Here is a 20,470-nt window from a genome sequence, read left to right as displayed (position 1 = left end):
AGTTTTGGTTTTTTATTTCCCCATAAATTTCATAGGAACCCTAGGGCCAAGGCCCTAGGCTATCGAAAAAATTGTCATCCCCTCCTTCGAGGGGATTTTTCTGTTCCACTAGGCTTCATCAGCAAAGAAGGGCTTTAGCCCGCTAGTTTGCATAGCCCCACAAGCATGGGCTTCAGCCCATGGCAGAAAAGGCAAGCTCCTAGAATCTTTAATTAAGCTTAGTAAACAGCGGCTATGCTTACAGCCCTTGGCTGAAGCCTAGGCTTGTTACCTGAGCGAAGAGCGGAGAAAGTCCTTGTTCGCTTTTTCTACTTGTAGCTTTCCATTAAGCTTCGGCCCAAAACTGCCCAACCACTAAAAGACGTTTTCTTTATCTCTCCTTTTTCAAAACTCCCAAGAAAAAGTTGAGGGACTAATAGGCGGCTATGCTTACCGCCCTGGGCTGAAGCCCAGGGTTGTTACCTGAGCGAAGAGCGGACTAAAGTCCTTGTTCGCCTTTTCTACTTGTAGCTTTCCATTAAGCTTATTACCTGAGCGAAGAGCGGACTAAAGTCCTTGTTCGCTTTTTCTACTTGTAGCTTTCCATTAAGCTTCAGCCCATGGCCCCAAAACTACCCAGCCACTAAAAGACGTTTTCTTTATCTCTCCTTTTTCAAAACTCTCAAGAAAAAGTTGAGGGACTAATAGGCGGCTATGCTTAGCGCCCTGGGCTGAAGCCCAGGATTATTACCTGAACGAACTAGCGGAGAAAGTCCTTGTTCGCTTTTTCTACTTGTAGCTTTCCATTAAACTTTAGCCCGGCCCAAAGCTACTCAGCCACTAAAAGACGTTTTCTTTATCTCTCCTTTTTCAAAACTCCCCAGAAAAAGTTGAGGGACTAATAAAACTATCTCAATACTGCCGCCTGCTAGCCGTGGCTGCAGGTTGAAACCAGCAGCCATACAACAACCCCATTCTACATCTATAGTGCGGAGAGGATTAAAATCCTCTGCCGCTTTGAACATGATGTTTTTTGGTCCATTGATTTTTCCCAAGAGAAATTTTCATCCCTGTTTTTTTATGGAGGTTTTTAAACCTCCATTTAAAATGAAATGCCTTTTTGTTGCCTGGCTGTAGGTTTCAACCTACAGACCACCGCAGTTTTTCCGACGAAGAAAAATTTTGTTGTTTTTAGGCTTGAGTGCTAATTGAAAGCCGCTAATTGAAAGGGGGGATTGGGGCCGAAGAAAAAAGTTTAGAGAAAAAAAGACAGATGAGCGGCCTAGCGATGCGGCGGGGTGGCCGCAGGCCAGACCCAGTTTTTGAGCGCAGCGAAAAAACGCAGGGCCGAGCAGACCTGCGAGCCCCAAAGCGTAGCGCCGCAAGGCGAAGCCGCAGCGGAGGCCCCAAAAAAACACTAAAAAATGCAGCGTTATAGATTTCTTGATCTAGGTCAAGAGGGAAGAAAATTGGAAAGAGGACCTTTGTCTTAGACAAAAATAGATTTGGCATGAAAAAAATGATGTTTTCCTTTTTTCTTTTTTGGGTGGCACTACCAATAAGGGCCCAAGAATTTATTCCGCAAGAATTTTGGGGGCTTTGGGAGGCCACGGCAAATCGAGATGCAGGCCTAAAAAGTTTTGATTTGGCCCAAGAGCAAATTTTATTGCAAGATAAAGCGCTGCGCTATCGTTTTTTGCCCAATTTAGAACTCAATGCAAGTTATACGCGCTTGGGCGAAGACCTTCGTTTTGATAGCGATATGGAAAGTTTGTTGATGGGCAGCCAACGTTTGTTGGCCAAAGAAGCTTTGGGCATCCCATTTAATGCGGCTTTGCCCGAACAAGTACCGCTTTCTGAAATTCCGCCCATTTTGGAGCGAAATATTTTGAAAGCTTCTGCCGATATGGATTGGCTATTATATAGTGGCGGAAAAATTAAGCAGGGGCGAAAAGCCTTGCAAGCCAAAGGTGAAATGCAATTGGCCCAAAAACAAATGCAAAAAGAAATGCTCTTTAATAATTTGCTGCAAACTTATGATCAGTTGGGTTTATTGCTGGCCGCAGAAAAAGTATTGTTGCAAACAGGCGATTATTTGGCCCAGCAAGAAAATTTTGTAGAAAAAGCTATTGCCAACGGTTTGGCGATTCCAATTGATCGCAAAAAAATTGAGCTGGCCAAAAAGCAACTAGCCCTCAAAGTAGAAGAGCAAAAAAGCAAGAAGAAAATTGTTTTGGCCCTTTTAGCACAGCAATCGCAATTGCCTGCAGAAGAATTGGCCAATTTGCGTCCTCAATTGGCTTTGCCCGCAGAAAAAAACTGGTCTAGCGAAAGAAGAGTGGAATTAAACGCCTTAGAAGCGGCCCAAAAAGCTTTGCATGCCCAAGAAAAAATGGAACGCCAAAGTTTTATTCCCAAACTTGCGCTCAAAGGACATTATGAAATTTTGCAGCAAGATTTATCGCTGCTCGATCCTAAGGCCTATATCGCTTTGGGCATGAATTGGACGCTCTTTGATGGTCGGCAAGGTTATCTCAAAGCAGAAGAAAAAGCATTGGAGCAACAAAAAGTTAAAGAAAAAATCCGAGAAGTAGAAGAACAACTGCTTTTGGCCGAGACCAAAGCGCAGGCGGATTGGGATTTGGCCCAAGAAAAAATTGAGCTACAAAAAGCCGAGAAAAAATTGGCCGAAGAACATTATGCCTTAGTGCAAGAACAATATCGAAATGGATTGACAGATTTGCGCGAGCCTTTGGCGGCCCTAAAAGATATTGAACAAATTTCTTTTTCCTTGGCGCAAACTAAATACCAAGCAAGACGCGCCTATTTGGCCCTCATTCAAGCAAAAGGGCAGTTAATTAAGACCATCGAACAACAATAATCAAATGAAACGACTATTTATTTTGGGCCTTCTGCCCCTTATCCTTTTTAGTTGCCAGACAGAAGAACAGCCAGAAAAAATTCAATTTCCTCAGGGAAAAGTAAAATATAAAACCTTGGGCGTTAGCTCGAAGATTGCTGGCCGCTTGGCAAAAATTTATGTCCAAGAAGGGCAGCTGGTCCAAAAAGGCGACACTTTAGCCCGGCTTGATATTCCGGAGATTGCTGCCAAGATGGCGCAGGCCGAAGGCGCTATTTTAGCGGCCTCTGGACAATTGGAGATGGCAAAAAATGGGGCAACTAGCGAACAAAGAGCGCAATTAGGTCAAAAAATTGAGGCGGCCAAAGCACAACTTGCTTTTGCAGAAGCTTCTGAAAAAAGATTGGCGGCTTTGCATGCCGATTCACTACTCTCTACGCAATCTTATGAAGAAGTGGCCATGAAAGTAGAATTGGCCAAAGCGCAACTAGAAGCGCTAAACGCCAAGCGCAGAGAAGTAGAAAAGGGAAGTCGGAGTGAATTAGTACAGCAAGCGCAAGGGCAATTGGCCAGAGCGCAGGCGGCCAAACAAGAATTAGAAGTGGCCCAAAAAGAAATTTATATCATTTCGCCCGCCAATTTTAGAATTGAAACCATTTCGCTAGAAGAAGGCGAACTCCTTGGCCCTGGCTACAGTCTTTTTTATGGCTACAAAACAGAAAGCATGTATTTCCGCTTTAGCATTGCCGAATCTGAAATTTACAACTTTGAGGAAGGACAAAAAATAAATGTTCAAAATCCTTACACCAAAGAAGAAATTCCCTGCGAATTGCGTCGCATCAAACAATTGGCCCGTTATGCCAGCCAAAGTTCTGCGGCCCCCAACTACGAATTGGCCGAAAATTTATACGAGCTACAACTTTGGCCCATTCAAAAAACCAAAAGTCCGCAATATGTCAATGCAACGGTTTTGCTGCTTGCTGAGGCTACAAAAAAATAAGTGAAATGAAAGAGTTTTTTCAATTGCTGGGCCTAGAGTTTAAGCGTTTTTTGAGCAACCGTGTCATTGTGGCCATCTTTTTTATGGCGCCTATTTTTTATGGCCTTTTATTTCAGGCCGTTTATCGAAAAGCACAATTGCAAGACCTGCCCATTTTGGTGGTGGATGCCGATCAAACGCCTTCTTCGGCCCTCCTAATCGATGCCCTTTCCGATAATCCAAGTCTAAAAGTGGCCGAAGTATTGGGCGAGGTGCAATATTTAAAAGAAAAAATGTTGGAAGAAGAATTTATGGCGGTGGTGCAAATCCCCCAAGATTTTGAGGCCAATATTTTACAAAAGCGTCATCCAGAGGTCCGCGTAGATCTCAATATGGTTAATTTATTGGAAGCCAACCTGGCCAGCAGAAATTTGCAATTGGTTTTGGCCAGTTTAAATGCGGGCTTTGAAATTGAGAGCCTAAAAAAACAAGGGATGTCGCCGCCACAGGCTGCCGCCGCTTATGAAGCTTTTCAAATTAGTTTTCATAAGTTATATAATAGTAGCGGCAGCTATTTATATTATATGTTGCCTGGTTTGTTGGCCGCCATTTTACAGCAAGTGATTTTTTTGGCCATGGCCATTAGTTTTGCTCGAGATTTTGAAGATGGTCATTTTAGTCGCTTGGCCAAGGCTTCTCCTTTTGCGGGCTATAGTTTATTGCTAAAAATTTTGCCCATGGCCATTTTTCTGCCCCTCAATTATGTCTTGATGTATTGGGGCTTCCAATATTTTCAGATCGATTTTTTGATGCCCTTAGATAAATTGCTCCCTTTGGTCATTTATTTTTCTTTGGCGGCTACCTTTATCGGTTTATTATTTTCGATTGTTTTGCCCAGCCAATTAACGGCCACCGAATTATTGATGGTCATTTCTACTCCCGCCTTTGTTTTGAGCGGATTTAGTTGGCCGCGTTCGGGCATGCCGCCCCTTTTGGCCGAGGCCGCCAATTATATTCCCCTAACTCCTTTTATTGAAGGCCTCCGAAAATTGAGTTACTATGGCGCAGAGCTTTCGCAAATTGAGCCCGAAATTAAACAGCTACAATTTTTAGCCCTTTCGGCTTTCGCTTTACTTTTTGTGGTCCTACAAATAAAAACCCTTTTACGCAGAAGAAAACTTAATGCTTTGCCCGAATCCGACTCAAAGTTTCTGGCCGAATCCCTAAAAAACTAGCAATATCGCTGAGGCGCAATCGCTGAAATAGATCGGGATAACGCTCCAACATAAAATTGTATCGTTCTTTGGCCGATTTAAATTGCATGGCATGTGAACGCTGAATCATTTCGCCCAGCATTTCAATCGCTAGCAATCGGCCAAAGCGCTCAATTAAATGCAATTCTTCAAAAAGTTGCTCCAAACGCTGATGCGAAATTTCATACAAGTGGGCATCTTCCAATAATTCTATATTATATATAGAAGGCTTTTGCTGGAAAAAACTTTCGCTATTGGTCAAAAACTCTCCTTCTCTAAAAAACCACAAACTAATATCACTGCCCGAATCGCTATAATAAAAACTACGGGCCAAGCCCTCTTCAATAAAAAAAAGCGAGCGACAAACCTTGCCCATTGGTAGAAGTAATTCTCCTTTGGGCAATTTTTTTTCTACAAACTCTTCTTTGAGCCTTGCCAAAGCGCTTGCAGGAAAATCTACTCTGGCTTTTATTGCCGCTTCTAATCGCTTCATTTTTTATTTTTTTTGCGAAGATACGTTTTTTTTGGGGCTGCCCCTGCGCTTCGCTTGGGTCGGGCTATGTCGCAGCTCGCAGGTCTGCTCGGCCCAACAACAAGGACTTTAGTCCGCAGTTCGACGACCAACGGGAGTAACCGTAGCGCCGCAAGGCGAAGCCGCAGCGGAGGCCCCAAAAATGAAGAATTCCAATCCTCTTTTTCGCTCACAAATTGCACATTTCTCGGCATAAATAATACGTAGCGCTTCTATTGTTGTGTCCCTATAACAACTACTCTTCACTTCATGATTATGCTTTTCTATTAGTAGCTTAGCTTTTAAATCATTCCATTTAGGATCGACAAGCAAAACAGGCTCAGCATCAATTTTTTTATTTCTGTGCACCTATATATTCTAGGCGAGGGCCTGCTTTTAAGTAAAAAAAGTTGATGGCGCTATTTTCTTGTTTTATTTCGCTCTATGATTGATGGCATATAAAAACAGCAGCCGATTATTTTTATTCATAGAATAAAGCGCTACTAGAAAATGAGTTCAACAACTTGGCCTCAAGATAAAGATTTATAGAAAAAGGGGCCATTAAAAAATGGCTTAAGCGGTGGCTAGCTCTATTTTGTTCCTATCTTCTTTGGCCTTTATCCACGAAGAAGAAAAGTTTCCCCAATAAATTCATCTTCCCAAGCAGTAATGGCCTGATACAGTGCAGTAGTTCTAAAATCTTCTGCACGATAACTAATGCGTAAATTTCTTTCTAAATCTTCTGCAGCTATTTTTTTGCCACTGCCAGAGTTAGCAATACAGCGTCTTAAGGCAAAAGAAAACAATTCTAAGAACTCATGACCGTTCGTCCATTTTTCTAGCTCATTTGCTGCAGTTGTAGTGGCTATTTCTTCTTCTATTTCAGGATTTTGTTTAAAAAACCTGGGCTTTTTCGATTTATTTTCTACGGCTCGCAATAATTTGGGCAGTGAAAAAGATAAATCCTGTTCTTTAAAGAAATCCTTGAAGGATAAAAGTCCTAACTTACTGTTCTTTATGCTCTTAAACTTCAATCCCCAACCATTTTGCTCATTTAAATAACGGAGATAAGATAAGGGCCAAAGTTTTTCCTGCAATACATTTAAGAGATTGGCTCCATCGCCACAGAATTTTGCCAATTTTTCATCATCTGCATATTCAGCCAGTAAATTTTCCCAGCAGCTTGGACTTTGAAGCTGCATCATTTCTGCGTCATGCGCATTGGTCAAAAAAACTTGATCGGGAAGACTCCAGTCCAGAAAAGGTTTAAAATCTGCATCAATAATAGCAATGACAAATTCTAGCGCCTGCTTTTTGGCCATCTCAACTAACCTAAGGGCCATTTCCCAACCCGAGCTAGAAAAAAAAGAAGTATTGCGGTTGAAAAACTTCTTATAAAATTTTTCATCTGATTTAGATTCTACAACAACGGCCAAGTTTTTTTGACGCCTACGATCTAAACACATTTTAATTTCGCCGAACAAATAGTTATCATCTTGCTCATATTTCAGGTCTTTGGGGCTAGGCATCTTTTGGTCCTTTTAAAGAGATGGTTAAATCCCACTCTCCATTGATAATACTTGGAGAATGTGTAGAAACAATAAAATCGAAATTTTTGAGGGCAATAATATCCTGCATATCCTCAATAAATTCTTTTTGCCAAGCGATATGCAAGGAAATTTCTGGCTCATCTAATAAAATGAGGGAAGCATCTGGAATGCGGAACAACAACTCATAGAGTAAAACTAATTCATGTTGCTCTCCTGAAGATAAATTCTTTGGTAGAATATCTTTATCCCGAATATTTTTGAAATAAAACCCCTTTTCTTCTGAGAGATAGATTTTTTTGTAGGAAAAACGACGCTCATTTAAAATCTCTAGAAACAATTTTACTTTTTGGTCAAAAGCATCTTCTTCATAGACCTTAAGCTGTTCTTGCATATCTAAAATATTGACTGCCAGAATAGCTTTTTTAATATCGTCTAGGCTGTCGGGGATATCCAAAGGGGCCGTATCTTTAGACAAAAGTCCTAGCTCTTGTAGCTCTTTTCGTTTTTGATTGACTTTGGCCGCCATTTTTTGCAGCTCTTCTACTTGATAGTCTGTTTTTATCTCTCCAGAAATAATGCGTTGACTCAAAGAGTTTTTTAAATCATCAGATTTTTTACGGTACTGGGCCGTTTTTTCTTGTAAAATAGCGGCTAGTTCTGCGGCGTAGTTGGTGGAAGTTGTATCCACTTTAAAGTTCTTTACCCCAGTGTTTTCAACTTGAGGGAACAAATACAGCCTTTGTGTTTTAATAAATTGAATTTTGACGCTATCCAAAATATTTTTGAGCACATCTGGTAGTATTTCACGCTCTAACTCATTCCTAAATCGGGGAAGAAGCTGATCACTGTAAAGTTTAAGGACTTTTTCCGCACTTAATAATGTCTTTGTTTTTAACTCAAAAAATCTATTTGGCCCCAAAGCTTCTAAAGGCAGATAGTCTGCTAGATTAGAAAAAAGATCCTCTGTTTTCTTTTGGAAATTTTTATACTGAGTGAATCTCTTAACTTTCACGCTGCTAACATCAAAAATTGTAAAGACCACTCTATCCTTACGATGATTATCTAACTCGAGCTGTTTTTCATCATCAAAAACGATTTTCAGAAATGAAAACGGGATGTCCCATATTTTCAAGAAGTCAGGCTGATCTGGGTTAAACAAACAATTCAACAAGCGAAAGAGCATTGTTTTGCCCACTCCATTTTCGCCATAAATAATCGTCAGTTTATTATTTAAATCTATTTGGTGGTCAAATAGACCGAGCAGGCCCTTAACTTGAATAGAGCTAATTCGCATAAGTGGAAAATTCAGACAGTTTGATAAAATGAGTTCAACAACTTGGCCTCAAGATAAAGATTTATAGAAAAAGGGCCCATTAAAAAATGGCTTAAGCGGGGGCTAGCTCTAATTTTTTCAGTCCATTATTTTTCTTCGGCAGTTGGAGGCGGTTGTTTTTTTGTTTCCCATAAATTTCATAGGAACCCCAGGGCCAAAGCGCTTGCAGGAAAATCTACTCTGGCTTTTATTGCCGCTTCTAATCGCTTCATTTTTTATTTTTTTTTGCGAAGATACGTTTTTTTTGGGGCTGCCCCTGCGCTTCGCTTGGGTCGGGCTATGTCGCAGCTCGCAAGTCTGCTCGGCCCTGCGCAAAAAAACAAGTTTTTTTGCTGGGTCTGGCCTAAGGGCCACTGCTATCTATCCCTCAGCCGTTTGGCCTTCGGCCATAGCTGTAGGTTAAAACCCACAGCCATACAACAACCCCATTCTGCATCTATAGTGCGGGGAGGATTAAAATCCTCCGCCGTTTTGAACAAGGGCGTTTTTTCTTCGGCGGTTGGAGGCGGTTTGTTTTTTTGTTTCCCATAAATTTCATAGCCCCCCCAGGGCCAAGGCCCTAGGCTAAGAAAAAAATTGTCACCCCCTCCTGCGAGGAGATTTTTTTGCGGTTGTGGTTTGGATGGTTGTTATTTTGAATCTGTGGGTTGAAACCCACAGCCATACAACAATTCCATTCTACATCTATAGTGCGGAGAGGATTAAAATCCTCTGCCGCTTTGAACATGATGATTTTTGGTCCATTGATTTTTCCCAAGAGAAATTTTCATCCCTGTTTTTTTATGGAGGTTTTTAAACCTCCATTTAAAATGAAATGCCTTTTTGTTGCCTGGCTGTAGGTTTCAACCTACAGACCACCGCAGTTTTTCCGCCGAAGAAAAAAACTGGGCGTTTTTTATCCCATTGCTAATTGAAAGGGGGGATTGGGGCCGAAGAAAAAAGTTTAGAGAAAAAAAGACAGATGAGCGGCCTAGCGATGCGGCGGGGTGGCCGCAGGCCAGACCCAGTTTTGAGCGCAGCGAAAAAACGCAGGGCCGAGCAGACCTGCGAGCCCCAAAGCGTAGCGCCGCAAGGCGAAGCCGCAGCGGAGGCCCCAAAACAACAGCGAGCAGCGACAACAAGGACTTTAGTTTGTCTTTGGCGACTGAAAGGAGTAGCGCCCCAAATAAAACAATTGGAAAAGAAAAATAAAAAATCCTAAATTGGGTTGTGGACTCATTTGATGCGTTCTGAGATAAAAATATGAGGATGAAAACATTGATCTACCCTTTGTGGAGTTATAATTTGGCGGATGGTTCTCAAATGGGCTTTATTTTGGGCCAGAATCATTTGCCTTTGATAGAAAAGGATTTAAAAAGTTTGAAAGCGGCTTTTGTTCAGCTTTTGCAGAAGCAGTATAAAAAGCATGGGCATTATCCGCCTCAGAGTTTGGAGCAATTTAAGAAAAAGCGTTTTGAGATTGAGTTTCGGCCCAGTTATCAGTTGGGGGAGCATAATTTTCCGGTAGAGCAAAGTTTAAAAATTCCGATTTGGACCGTTTATGGGCCCAGCTCGAACGGATATGCCTATGAGTGTCAGTTGCCTGATCTTTTTGAGTCTTTTCGGTATCAGGATAATAATAGTTTGTCTTCTTTGCTTCAATATTATTGTAGCAACTTGCTCAATCAGTATCAGCCAAAAAGTATTTTTCGGTTGATGAATCGGCCAGAGCCGCAGTTGAGTGAATTACAATTGCGGATTAAGGAAGTGGAAGAGCGCAGTTCTTTTGGGCAGGCTTGGCAGCAGGGGCCTCAGCTCAAAGAATTGCCTGCTTTGGCCGAATTGTATCCGCCCAAGCAGGCTGATCTGCGTAAAAAGCGTTTGCCTGAGCAAGCTTGGGAGCGAGAAGATGTGGTACAGCAACTGATTGATAAAATTTTGAACAAAAGAGCCAATATTTTATTGGTGGGCCCGCCTTCTTCTGGAAAAACAGTGGTTTTGCAAGAAGCCTTGCGAAAAATCCAGAAAGTGAGTCAGATGGGCTTGCAATTTTGGCGCATCAATAGTCAGCGAATCACGGCGCAGGCCAAATATTTGGGGGAATGGCAGCAGAAAGTAGAAAGTTTGGTAGAGGAGCTGCAGTCGGTGCAAGGCGTACTTTGGGTGAATGACTGCATTCGTTTGTTGCAGATTGGTGGCGAGGGGGCCGAGGATAGTTTGGCTGCTTTTATGAGTGGATTTATTTCGGAGGGCAAGCTACAATTGATTGGAGAATTGACGCCCAAAGAGCTGGAGAGTTTGCGTCAGAAGCTGCCTAGTTTTGTTCAGCATTTTCAGCTTGTGCAGCTCAATCAGCTAGATGAGATGGCGGTTTTTAGAATTTTGGAGCGTTTTGCCCAGTATGCCGAGCAACAATTTAAGCAAAGCATACAGGCCGATGCTTGGCAATTGGCTTATCGTCTGTTGGATCGTTATTATCCTTATGAGCATTTTCCGGGCAAAGCTCTTCGTTTTTTGGATAAAGTCATGCAAAGCCATAAAAATCAGCCCACAATAGATAGTAAGGCAGTTTTAGAAAGCTTTAGCAAGCAAACGGGCTTGCCAGAAATATTTTTGCGAGATGATATTTTATTGCAGCCGGAAGAGCTGCAAGACTATTTTTCTAGTCGCTTAATTGGGCAAAAGCCAGCGGTAGATGCGCTTTGCAAGTTGGTTAAAATATTTAAGGTGGGGCTCAACAACCCCAGCAAACCCATTGGAAGTTTATTATTTGCTGGACCAACGGGGGTTGGAAAAACGGCGGCGGCCAAACTGCTGGCCGACTACTTTTTTGGGCAAGGGCAGCAAAAAAGTCCCTTGATTCGGATTGACATGAGTGAGTTTCAGCATCCGGCGCAAATTGAGCGTTTTATTGGGGCAGCTGGGCGGCCTGGCAAACTGGTCCAAGCCGTTCGAGAGCGGCCTTTTGCCCTATTACTTTTGGATGAGGTAGAAAAAGCGCATCCGGCTATTTTTGATAGTTTATTGAGTTTATTGGATGAAGGCCGCTTTGTGGATGCCTTTGGTCGAGTGACCAATTTTAAAAACTGCATCATTATTATGACCTCTAATTTGGGGGCCAGCAACCAAAGCCGAATTGGGTATGGCCAAAATGATCAGCAAAACTATGAATCGGCCATTTATAAATTTTTCCGTCCCGAATTTATTAACCGTTTGGATCAAATTGTTTTTTTCAAAGCCTTAGAAGAAAAAGATATTCGGAAAATTCTAGACATCGAGCTGCAGCAACTTGCGCAAAGAGAAGGCTTCAAGAAAAGAGAGCTAGAATTGGCCTTTGGTCCAGCCCTCAAAGAACTATTGGTCCATAAAGGATTTGACCAACGATATGGGGCCAGACCCCTACAACGCAGCCTAGAAAGAGAACTAATTGCCCCCCTAGCCAACTGGTTACTTCAAAAAGATGTTGCAGTTCAAAAACAAAAACTGTATATTGAATATGTAGATGGAGAGCTAACTATTGTTAATCTCTAATTCCTCCCTTCATAAAACGCGAAATACAATGAAAGATAACGAATGGAACAATGGCGACGGCCCCGGGCCCCCTATGCAACCTGGAGATGCCAATGCTGGCGGTTGGGAACCCCCCAAACAAAGAGATATTCATGAAAATGAGCTATCTGATGAACAGCTAGAAGGCCCCTTTAGCTACTTTAAAATCAATGGCTACCATTTTCATAATATTGAGTCGCTACTGACCGATGAAAGCCAGCAGAACAGCTATGAAAATGGCGATCGCTACGTTGGCGAGCTACTTGGAGGCTGGCGCGAAGGCGTTGGCAAATATTATTACTCCAGTGACAATAGCGTCTACTTTGGCCAATGGAGCCGAGGCAGCCGACACGGAAGAGGCATTTTTGTATGGGCCGATAATGAATACTATGATGGTGATTGGGTCTTTGGTAGAATGCACGGCCAAGGTAACTATTACTATAAAAATGGTGATAGCTACAAGGGAGAATGGGTCAATGACCTCAAGCAAGGCCGTGGCGAATATGTCTATGAAACCACAGGCAGCCGATATTTAGGCGACTGGCTCGGCGATAGCCGCACCGGAGAAGGTACTTTTTGGTGGGCCAGCAATGACCGCTATGAAGGCCAATGGGCCGAAAGTAAAATGAATGGCTTTGGCAAATACTTCTATGTTAATGGCGACATCTTTGAAGGCCATTGGCTACATGATAAACGCAACGGCTTTGGTACCTACCATTATAATAATGGCGACCGCTATGAGGGGAATTGGATCAATGGAAAACGAACAGGTTTTGGAAAATATTTTTATCTTGATGGCAGCTATTATGAGGGCTTTTTTAGAGAAAATGAGTTCCATGGCCGAGGAAAATATATTTCTAAGCTTGGAGAAGTAGAAGAGGGCATTTGGGATCGAGGTGCTTTGATCCATGCCGAATAAGCCTTGCAAAAGGCGAAGATATAAAAAGGTCCTTTAAGGACCTTTTTTTTATGCCACACTGAATTTAGATATCATGGACTGCATCTGGCTGTTACAAATAGGGTTTATGGATGTAACCCTCTGGGACCTAGTAGACATCATTATTGTTGGCTATCTCCTCTTTCAAATTTATAAATTACTCAAGGGAAGTCTGGGCTTCAATATCTTTTTGGGGCTGCTGTTTGTCTACATCCTTTGGTGGCTAGTTTCGGCCTTGGGCATGCCCCTACTCAGCAGCATTTTGGGGCAGTTTGTTAGTGTTGGAATGATCGCCCTGCTCATCCTTTTTCAGCCTGAAGTCCGCCGTTTTCTGCTCTTTTTGGGCCAAGGCTACCTCCAAGGCCAACTGATTGAGCGACTGTTGGGCAAAAAATTGGGTGCCCAAGAAGATGCACAAATAGAACTAATCATCCGTGAAATTACCCGGGCTACCGAGGAAATGGCCCAAGAAAAAACAGGGGCGCTCATCCTCATCAATACTGGCGCTAGCCTCGATGGCTACTATAGCTCGGGCGTAATGCTGGGCGCAAAAATTAGTAGCCAGTTATTGCTCAGCATTTTCAATAAATATAGCCCCTTACATGATGGGGCCACCATTATTTCGGGCCAAGAAGTTATTGCCGCTAGCTGCGTACTACCCGTTTCCGACCGCCCTGGTATCCCGCAATCACTCGGCCTTCGCCACCGAGCCGCTATTGGCATTACCGAAGAAACTCCCGTTTTGGCCTTCATCGTTTCTGAAGAAACAGGACATATTTCTTATGCCCGCCAAGGCAATATCCAACGCAATATCTCTGCCGAACATATGCACAAACTCCTACGTAAAGTGCTACATTAATTTTTTCTTTTTTTGGGGCTGCCCCGGCCGTTGGCCGGGTCGGGCTGTGCCGGGCTCGCAGGTCTGCTCGGCCCTTCGCTTTTTTCGCTGCGCTCAAAAAGCTCGGTCTGGCCTTCGGCCACCCTTTCCATCCCTCAGCCAGATTTAGCCGCAGCCTAAATATTAGGTTAAAAAAAAGGCCGTTAGTTGGCCAGCCTACACAAAAGCAGTATTTTCGCTAAAGGCATCATACTGAAGCAGTACAAATGAAGCCTCTATTTTACCACTGCCCTCCTATTTTGACGCTACTTTATGCAAGATATATATCAAACAAGGCTCAGAATTTTACAAGGCGCCATCATTTTGGCCGCCCTGGCGCTCTTGTTTAAATGTTTCCAAATTCAAATTATAGATACCTCCTACCAACAACAACAAAGCTACCGACAAGCACTCACCCTCTACCCTTCTAGAGGACTACTCTATGACCGCAACGATAGCCTACTCATCTATAATTTACCCACCTACGATATATTGGCCACCTACGAAACCGTTCGACGAGCCAATATAGATACCGCCCTTTTCTGTGAGCTGCTAGGCATCGATACCGCTACCTTTGTCAAAAATATGGAGAAAAACTGGAGCGATCGCCGTTTTTCTAAACGCAAGCCCATTACCTTCATGAGCCGCCTGCGTGCCGATAGCCTCGCCATTTTACAAGAACACCTCTACAATTTTCCGGGCTTTGAACTACATAGCAGAAATAGCCGTGGCTATCCCGTAACCGTAGCCGCCCATGCCTTAGGATACATCTCAGAGGTCAACCCAGAACAAATCAAAGCCTCTGAAGGTATCTATAAAAGAGGAGATTATATTGGCATCTCTGGCCTAGAACAAGCCTATGAAGCTCAGCTTAGAGGAATCAAAGGGAAAAAACAGGTCCTTAAAGACAAATGGGGCAAAATCAAGGGGAGCTATAAAGAAGGAAGCCAAGATGTTCCCGCTATTTCAGGTTGTGATCTCATTACGTCTATTGATCTGAATTTGCAGCGCTACGCTGAAGAGCTCATGCAAAATAAAAGAGGGGCCGTAGTGGTTATTCAACCCTCTACCGGCGAAATTTTGGCCATGGTCAGCGCCCCCAACTATAACCCCCAACTACTTACAGTAGACCAAGACCGACAAAAGGCTTACCTAGGCCTAGTCAGAGACTCTAGCCGCCCTCTCTTTAATCGAGCCCTACAAGCAAAATACCCCCCTGGCTCTATTTTTAAACCCGTTTTGGCCGCTATTGCCCTGCAAGAAGGAGTCCTACAACCCAATAGAGGAATGGGCTGCCCCGGAGGCTTTATTATGGGGAATCGTATTATTGGCTGCCACGGACACGCCCCCACACATGATGTAGGTGCCGCTATTCAGTATTCTTGCAACAACTATTTTTGCCAAACCTATCGCGAAATGGTCAATATCTACGGCTATGATTTTCCAGCCAAAGGGATGCAACTCCTCAGCGAACATCTAGAGGCCTTTGGCCTAGGTAGAAAACTGGGTATTGATATTGGCGGAGAAGCAAGCGGAAACATCCCTACCGTAGATTATTTTAACCGCCGATATGGGGAGGGCCGCTGGCGCTTTTCGCATTCTGTTTCTATTGGTATTGGGCAAGGAGAACTAGAAGTGACGCCTTTGCAAATGGCCAATATGGCCGCCATTATTGCCAACCGAGGCTATTATTATACCCCCCATTTTGCCAAAGAACTTAAAGGCGATACCAGCAACACCCTCGCTAAATTTAAGAAAAAACATTATACCAAGGTCCATCCAAGGCATTTTGAAGCCGTCATAGATGGCATGCGCAGAGTTATTCTATCGGGTACAGGCCGCCGCGCAGATATCGAGGATATTGCCGTTTGTGGTAAAACGGGAACAGTAGAAAATGTGCACGGCAAAGACCACTCTACTTTTATTGCTTTTGCCCCTATGGAAAAGCCCGAAATTGTAGTGGCCGTTTATGTAGAAAACGGAGGATATGGCTCTACTTATGGAGCCCCTATTTCTTCGCTCATCATTGAAAAACACCTCAGAGGCCATATCGAAAGCCCTCAGCGTCAACTTCTAGAAAAGATGATGCTAGAGGCCAATTTGGTTTCTTCAGCTAATATCCCTTAAGCCATGTCTAGCCAAGAACAAGCATTTTTATTTAGTTACCCGGCCCTTCACTGCCCTTCTGAAAAAGTAAGGGTTTCCACAGAGAATATTAGCTCTTTTTTGCGCTTGCTGCAAGCCTCTAAAGCAGAAGCCTTTTGGGCCCTAGAAACTGCCGATTTTTTGCAGGATGATGTCCAAAAGGAACTCTATAAATTAGCCAAAAACCTGCTTCGCCCTCGGCAGCTTGCGCTGGAGCTGCTCGATCAGGCCTTTACTTTTCTGCGCAAAGAAATATTTGGCTGCTGGGAGCTTCCGCAAAATCACTATTTGGCCGTTTTACACCCTATGCTTGCCGCTCAGTATCTTTTGAGCCAAAATAGCAGTTTTCCCAGCCAGCGTTGGAACAACTTACTCCCTCTCTTAAGCAAGGCTTGGCAAGAAAAAACAAAGGAATTATTAGCCCATCCCCATAAAACAACCACCATTAGCGGCGACTGGCTCAATTTCTTTGAAAACCAACACAAGGCACTCTACACCCTAGCCGAAAATTATCCCTCTGCCCCTAAAATAGAGCATCTAGAAATGGTAGAGGCTTTTCTACAAAAGTTTGCCTTCTCCTCTTCTTCCAATCAATAGTTTTATTTTTTTGGGGCCTGCCGCCTGCGGCGGCCGGGCCCTTTATTCCCGTTGGTCATCGAACTGGCGCCCCTTAGGGGCTGGTTGTCAGGGCTCGCAGGTCTGCTCGGCCCTGCGCCAGCAAGCTGGCTGGGTCTGCCGCTGCGCGGCCCCCTTGCAGGCCCCTAGGCCGTTTGGCCTTCGGCCACCCCTAGGGCCAAGGCCCTAGGCTATCGAAAAAATTGTCATCCCCTCATTCGAGGGGATTTTTCTTTGCGATTGTGGTTGGACGGTTGTTGTTTTCTTGGAGCTAATTTTTTTCCATTTTCCAGCAAACAAGGGCTTTAGCCCGCCAGTTTGCATAGCCCCGCAAGCATGGGCTTCAGCCCATGGCAGAAAAGGCGAGCTCCTAGAATCTTTAATTAAGCTTAGTCGACAGCGGCTATCCTTAGCGCCCTGGGCTGAAGCCCAGGGTTGTAGACTTGAGCGAAGAGCGGACTAAAGTCCTTGTTCGCTTTTTCTACTTGTAGCTTTCCATTAAGCTTCAACCCAAAGCTACCCAGCCACTAAAAGCCGCTTTCTTTATCTTTCCTTTTTTCAAAACTCCCAAGAAAAAGTTGAGGGACTAACAGCGGCTATGCTTAGCGCCCTGGGCTGAAGCCCAGGGTTATTAACTGAGCGAACTGACGGACTAAAGTCCTTGTTCGCTTTTTCTACTTGTAGCTTTCCATTAAGCTTCAGCCCAAAACTACCTAGCCACTAAAAAACGCTTTCTTTATCTCTTATCTCTCCTTTTTCAAAAAACCCCAGAAAAAGTTGAGGGACTAATAAAACTATCTCAATACTGCCGCCTGCTAGCTGTGGCTGCAGGTTGAAACCAGCAGCCAATTTAGGAACAGCAGAGCTAGCTCCTCACCAACAACTGGCCTGCAGCTTAAAAGCCGCAGGACCTGAAAACCTAATAGCTCCTTTCCACAAACAAAGCAGGGGCTTTTAAGCCGCTGCGGCAAGAAAGGCCAAGGCCCAACAAGAATGGCTGCGGCCTTTAGGCTGCAGATAGCGGCAAAGCCGCCATGGCCGAAGGTTGAAACCATCGGCCCATATCATTTATAGCAAACAAGGGCTTTAGCCCGCCAGTTTGCATAGACCCACAACCATGGGCTTCAGCCCATGGGCCCAAAACAATTCTACACTAAAAACAATTGCTATTATTTCTCCCCCATAAATTTCATAGGAACCCTAGGGCCAAGGCCCTAGGCTATCGAAAAATCGCCATCCCCTCATTCAGGGGATTTGCTGTTCCACTAGGCTCCATCAGCAAANAAGGGCTAAAATGTTATTTATGAGGGTTTCAACCTCCATTGAACCAAAAATGCATTCGTTAATTGGCTGTAGGTTTCAACCTACAGGCCCATATAGCAGGCCCATAGGGCCGCAGGCCTAGCGATGTGCAGGGGTGGCCGTAGGCCAGACCCAGCGGGCGCAGCCCGCGCAGGGCCGAGCGAACAGCGAGCCCCGAAACGTAGCGCCCGCCAAAGGCGGGAGGCCCCTAAAAAACAACTTCATATATTAGGTCCCCTGCCCTTCTAAAACTCTCATCTGGCATTCTTATCTTTATTTTCCGAATAAAGAGAAAATCTCTAACTTTCAGGCTTTTAAGCTTTGTTCTTTGAGCTAAGGTAAATTCTGAACCATTACTTTTTAGGCTAAAAAACCTCCCATCTTCCAAGTATAGCATCTCAAATTCAACTATCTCTCCTCGTACATCTGTATCCCAATACTTTATACTGTTGTCTATTTTATCAAGATAAGGCAACTGCTTAACATTTAAAGTTTTTCCTCTAGCTCCACTAATATAAGCCAATGGAGTAGGCAAATCCTTAACTTGAAACCACTTAGAGGTCAAAAGCCTAGTTTTTTCCTTTGTATCAAACAGTCGAACTTCTACGATTTTTTTATTTAAGTTCTTAGGAAGAGAAAATAAAGTCGGCCCAAGGGGATTAGTTTTAAAAATAGAGTCACCTACTTCTAAAAACAAAACCTTTTCATTATTAGCCGTTGAAATATTAACAGCATTAAGAAGTCCTTTATATAAAATAGGTTGAGCTAGTTCTATAGTTGGCAGAATCGCCCTATTGCTCCCCAAACAAAATAGTAAACTTATAATCGCTATATATTTCATATTTATTCTTTAGTTAGTTCGACATTAACTCCTTCTTCAATTGAATACCCTATAATTTTCATTACAGGAATAGGATCGTTCTTGTAATATTCGAGATTTGAAGCCCCTTCAACATATGGAAATACAGATACATCTAAAATGTAATCATAAATGAATGTATCCGGCAACTTCCCTGTTCTTAACAAAATTGATTCCTTTGCATCCTCTATTGAGAATAAATCTACCCCCCAAACTTGATATTCAAATATTTTAGCCCCTTGTTGAGACTCTAAAACAGATAAATTATAAAATTCATCACTTTCAATTTCTTCTTCTGTGAATGTTACATTATTCATAGCATCACCACTAAATGGCTCTATATATTCATGAAACACAGAACTAACAACAACGGTCAATGCTGCTCTTTCATCATTAGGGGTCAATGCATCTTCTAATGCTTTCAACTGTTGTTCTGATATATATAATGTATGCTTCATACTTCCTGTTTCAAAATCTTTTGCATAAACAGAATAAGATGTTGGCATTTCATTTAAATCAGCCGAAATTGCTACTGTTGGACCATTTCCTGAAATCATAATTCGCTCAATATCTGCCAATGTAAGCGCAACAATGCCTTTCTGATCTGATTTCGTTCGCGTATTATATATCAATGAATTTACAAAACGTTCACTTTTCAATAATTCAGTTACAACTCCCTTTTTTCCTTTTTCGAAGTCACCTAATTGAGCCGATAAATATGCCGCAGCTTTAGGGTATTTTTTAACTAACTCTGGATCGATGACAAACGCACCATCCATATCTAAATACTGTATAGGACTGTTCAATACATAACTATAAGGGCTTTCATATGGATATACTATGCAGAAAGGATCCACAGACCACCACCGCCCCAACTGGCTATTATACATCCTCGCTCCAAAATCATAGCTGCCACTAGTTGCATCCTCATCCGTCTCCTTCCCATTAAACCCAAAACGATACCCCTCCCCACTCACAAACTTACGGCCAGGCATTTCCCAACCAAAAGGGTAGTATAAGTTTGCAGAAAAAACCTGCGCCAGATAATAATCTGCCTGCCCCGTTTGGCTGCTGTCTTGGCCCAAAGATTTATCGCTGACCGTAGCCAGTACGTTGCCTAGGTGGTTGGAGAGCTCGTAGCGGCGGCGGCCCAGCTCATTTTATTTCAAAGAACGAGGTCTAAAGATACTATTTTTTTTCTTTTTTTGGGGCCTGCCGCCTAAGGCGGCCGGGCTGTTTCGCAAGCTCGCTGTTCGCTCGGCCCTTCGGCGCTTTCAGCGTCCTTGGGTTGGCCCTGCGCGGCACCCTTGCAGGCCCCTAGGCCTGCGGCGGCTTCGCCGCCTGCTAGCTGTGGCTGCAGGTTGAAACCAGCAGCCATACAACAACCCCATTCTAGATCTATAGTGCGGAGAGGATTAAAATCCTCTACCGCTTTGAACAAGGGGTTGTTTTTTCCTTCCCCATAAATTTCATAGGAACCCTAGGGCCAAGGCCCTAGGCTATCGAAAAAATCGTCATCCCCTCATTCGAGGGGATTTTCTGTTCCAATAGGCTCTATCAGCAAAGAAGGGCTTTAGCCCGCCAGTTTGCATAGACCCACAACCATGGGCTTCAGCCCATGGGCCCCAAACAAGTCCACACAAAAAATCAGGGGTAAAACAATTGCTATGCTTACCGCCCTGGGCTGAAGCCCAGGGTTATTACCTGAGCGAACTGACGGACTAAAGTCCTTGTTCGCTTTT

General features: G+C 43.5%; 15 protein-coding genes. 8 read left to right on the top strand and 7 right to left on the bottom strand.

The features are described from left to right. Window positions 1–812 precede the first annotated feature (812 nt). Window positions 813–1,004: a hypothetical protein gene (locus tag SAPGRDRAFT_RS16045; RefSeq protein ID WP_002660283.1), complete on the bottom strand. Its 192-nt coding sequence runs from the start codon at window positions 1,002–1,004 to the stop codon at window positions 813–815. 485 nt (window positions 1,005–1,489) lie between these two features. On the opposite strand from SAPGRDRAFT_RS16045, the gene SAPGRDRAFT_RS16035 reads away from it, so the two are divergent. Genes SAPGRDRAFT_RS16035 through SAPGRDRAFT_RS16025 form a run of 3 tightly spaced genes read left to right on the top strand, consistent with a single transcriptional unit; the run spans window position 1,490 to window position 5,053 of the window. Further along, on the top strand, window positions 1,490–2,860 hold the full coding sequence (locus tag SAPGRDRAFT_RS16035) for a TolC family protein (RefSeq protein WP_002660282.1): 1,371 nt from the start codon (window positions 1,490–1,492) through the stop codon (window positions 2,858–2,860). A 4-nt stretch (window positions 2,861–2,864) separates the two neighbouring features. Next, entirely contained in the window at window positions 2,865–3,839 is a 975-nt protein-coding gene (locus SAPGRDRAFT_RS16030) for an HlyD family secretion protein (protein WP_002660281.1), read from the top strand. A gap of 5 nt (window positions 3,840–3,844) precedes the next feature. Beyond that, window positions 3,845–5,053, top strand: coding sequence for an ABC transporter permease (locus SAPGRDRAFT_RS16025; RefSeq protein ID WP_002660280.1), 1,209 nt, complete (start codon window positions 3,845–3,847; stop codon window positions 5,051–5,053). Here the strand turns inward: SAPGRDRAFT_RS16025 and SAPGRDRAFT_RS16020 are convergent. From SAPGRDRAFT_RS16020 to SAPGRDRAFT_RS23165, 4 genes are all read right to left on the bottom strand, one after another. After that, window positions 4,998–5,564, bottom strand: coding sequence for a Crp/Fnr family transcriptional regulator (locus tag SAPGRDRAFT_RS16020; RefSeq protein WP_002660279.1), 567 nt, complete (start codon window positions 5,562–5,564; stop codon window positions 4,998–5,000). The two genes, SAPGRDRAFT_RS16025 and SAPGRDRAFT_RS16020, sit on opposite strands and share 56 nt — an antisense overlap. 635 nt (window positions 5,565–6,199) lie before the next feature. Then, window positions 6,200–7,111, bottom strand: a complete 912-nt coding sequence (locus SAPGRDRAFT_RS16010) for a DUF4435 domain-containing protein (RefSeq protein ID WP_002660278.1) — start codon at window positions 7,109–7,111, stop codon at window positions 6,200–6,202. Further along, complete coding sequence (locus tag SAPGRDRAFT_RS16005) at window positions 7,104–8,426, bottom strand: AAA family ATPase (protein WP_002660277.1); 1,323 nt, start codon at window positions 8,424–8,426, stop codon at window positions 7,104–7,106. Before SAPGRDRAFT_RS16005 ends, SAPGRDRAFT_RS16010 begins: the two co-directional genes overlap by 8 nt. A gap of 598 nt (window positions 8,427–9,024) precedes the next feature. Beyond that, the gene (locus SAPGRDRAFT_RS23165) at window positions 9,025–9,192 is read right to left on the bottom strand and encodes a hypothetical protein (RefSeq protein ID WP_002660276.1); all 168 of its coding nucleotides are present in this window, start codon (window positions 9,190–9,192) and stop codon (window positions 9,025–9,027) included. A gap of 521 nt (window positions 9,193–9,713) precedes the next feature. On the opposite strand from SAPGRDRAFT_RS23165, the gene SAPGRDRAFT_RS15990 reads away from it, so the two are divergent. The 5 genes from SAPGRDRAFT_RS15990 to SAPGRDRAFT_RS15970 all read left to right on the top strand — a co-directional run bounded on the left by SAPGRDRAFT_RS15990 (window position 9,714) and on the right by SAPGRDRAFT_RS15970 (window position 16,549). After that, entirely contained in the window at window positions 9,714–11,975 is a 2,262-nt protein-coding gene (locus SAPGRDRAFT_RS15990; protein ID WP_002660275.1) for an AAA family ATPase, read from the top strand. A 28-nt stretch (window positions 11,976–12,003) separates the two neighbouring features. Next, a complete protein-coding gene (locus SAPGRDRAFT_RS15985) occupies window positions 12,004–12,912 on the top strand; it encodes an MORN repeat-containing protein (protein WP_002660274.1) in 909 nt (302 codons plus the stop codon). Window positions 12,913–13,018: 106 nt separating this feature from the next. After that, the gene (gene cdaA, locus SAPGRDRAFT_RS15980; RefSeq protein WP_002660273.1) at window positions 13,019–13,789 is read left to right on the top strand and encodes a diadenylate cyclase CdaA; all 771 of its coding nucleotides are present in this window, start codon (window positions 13,019–13,021) and stop codon (window positions 13,787–13,789) included. A 291-nt stretch (window positions 13,790–14,080) separates the two neighbouring features. Beyond that, window positions 14,081–15,934 (top strand): penicillin-binding protein 2, encoded by a 1,854-nt coding sequence (mrdA, locus tag SAPGRDRAFT_RS15975; RefSeq protein WP_002660272.1) that lies wholly within the window; start codon window positions 14,081–14,083, stop codon window positions 15,932–15,934. Between the two features lie 3 nt (window positions 15,935–15,937). Further along, entirely contained in the window at window positions 15,938–16,549 is a 612-nt protein-coding gene (locus tag SAPGRDRAFT_RS15970; RefSeq protein ID WP_002660271.1) for a hypothetical protein, read from the top strand. Between the two features lie 1,528 nt (window positions 16,550–18,077). Here the strand turns inward: SAPGRDRAFT_RS15970 and SAPGRDRAFT_RS15965 are convergent. Next, window positions 18,078–18,710, bottom strand: coding sequence for a GldM family protein (locus SAPGRDRAFT_RS15965; RefSeq protein WP_002660270.1), 633 nt, complete (start codon window positions 18,708–18,710; stop codon window positions 18,078–18,080). A 2-nt stretch (window positions 18,711–18,712) separates the two neighbouring features. Beyond that, window positions 18,713–19,813, bottom strand: a complete 1,101-nt coding sequence (locus SAPGRDRAFT_RS23600) for an RHS repeat-associated core domain-containing protein (RefSeq protein ID WP_002660269.1) — start codon at window positions 19,811–19,813, stop codon at window positions 18,713–18,715. Window positions 19,814–20,470: the final 657 nt, after the last annotated feature.

Origin of the sequence: Saprospira grandis DSM 2844, from assembly GCF_000275825.1 — a bacterium.
In the GTDB taxonomy this organism is placed as follows: domain Bacteria; phylum Bacteroidota; class Bacteroidia; order Chitinophagales; family Saprospiraceae; genus Saprospira; species Saprospira grandis_A.
This window is presented reverse-complemented; position numbering and strand designations above follow the sequence as displayed.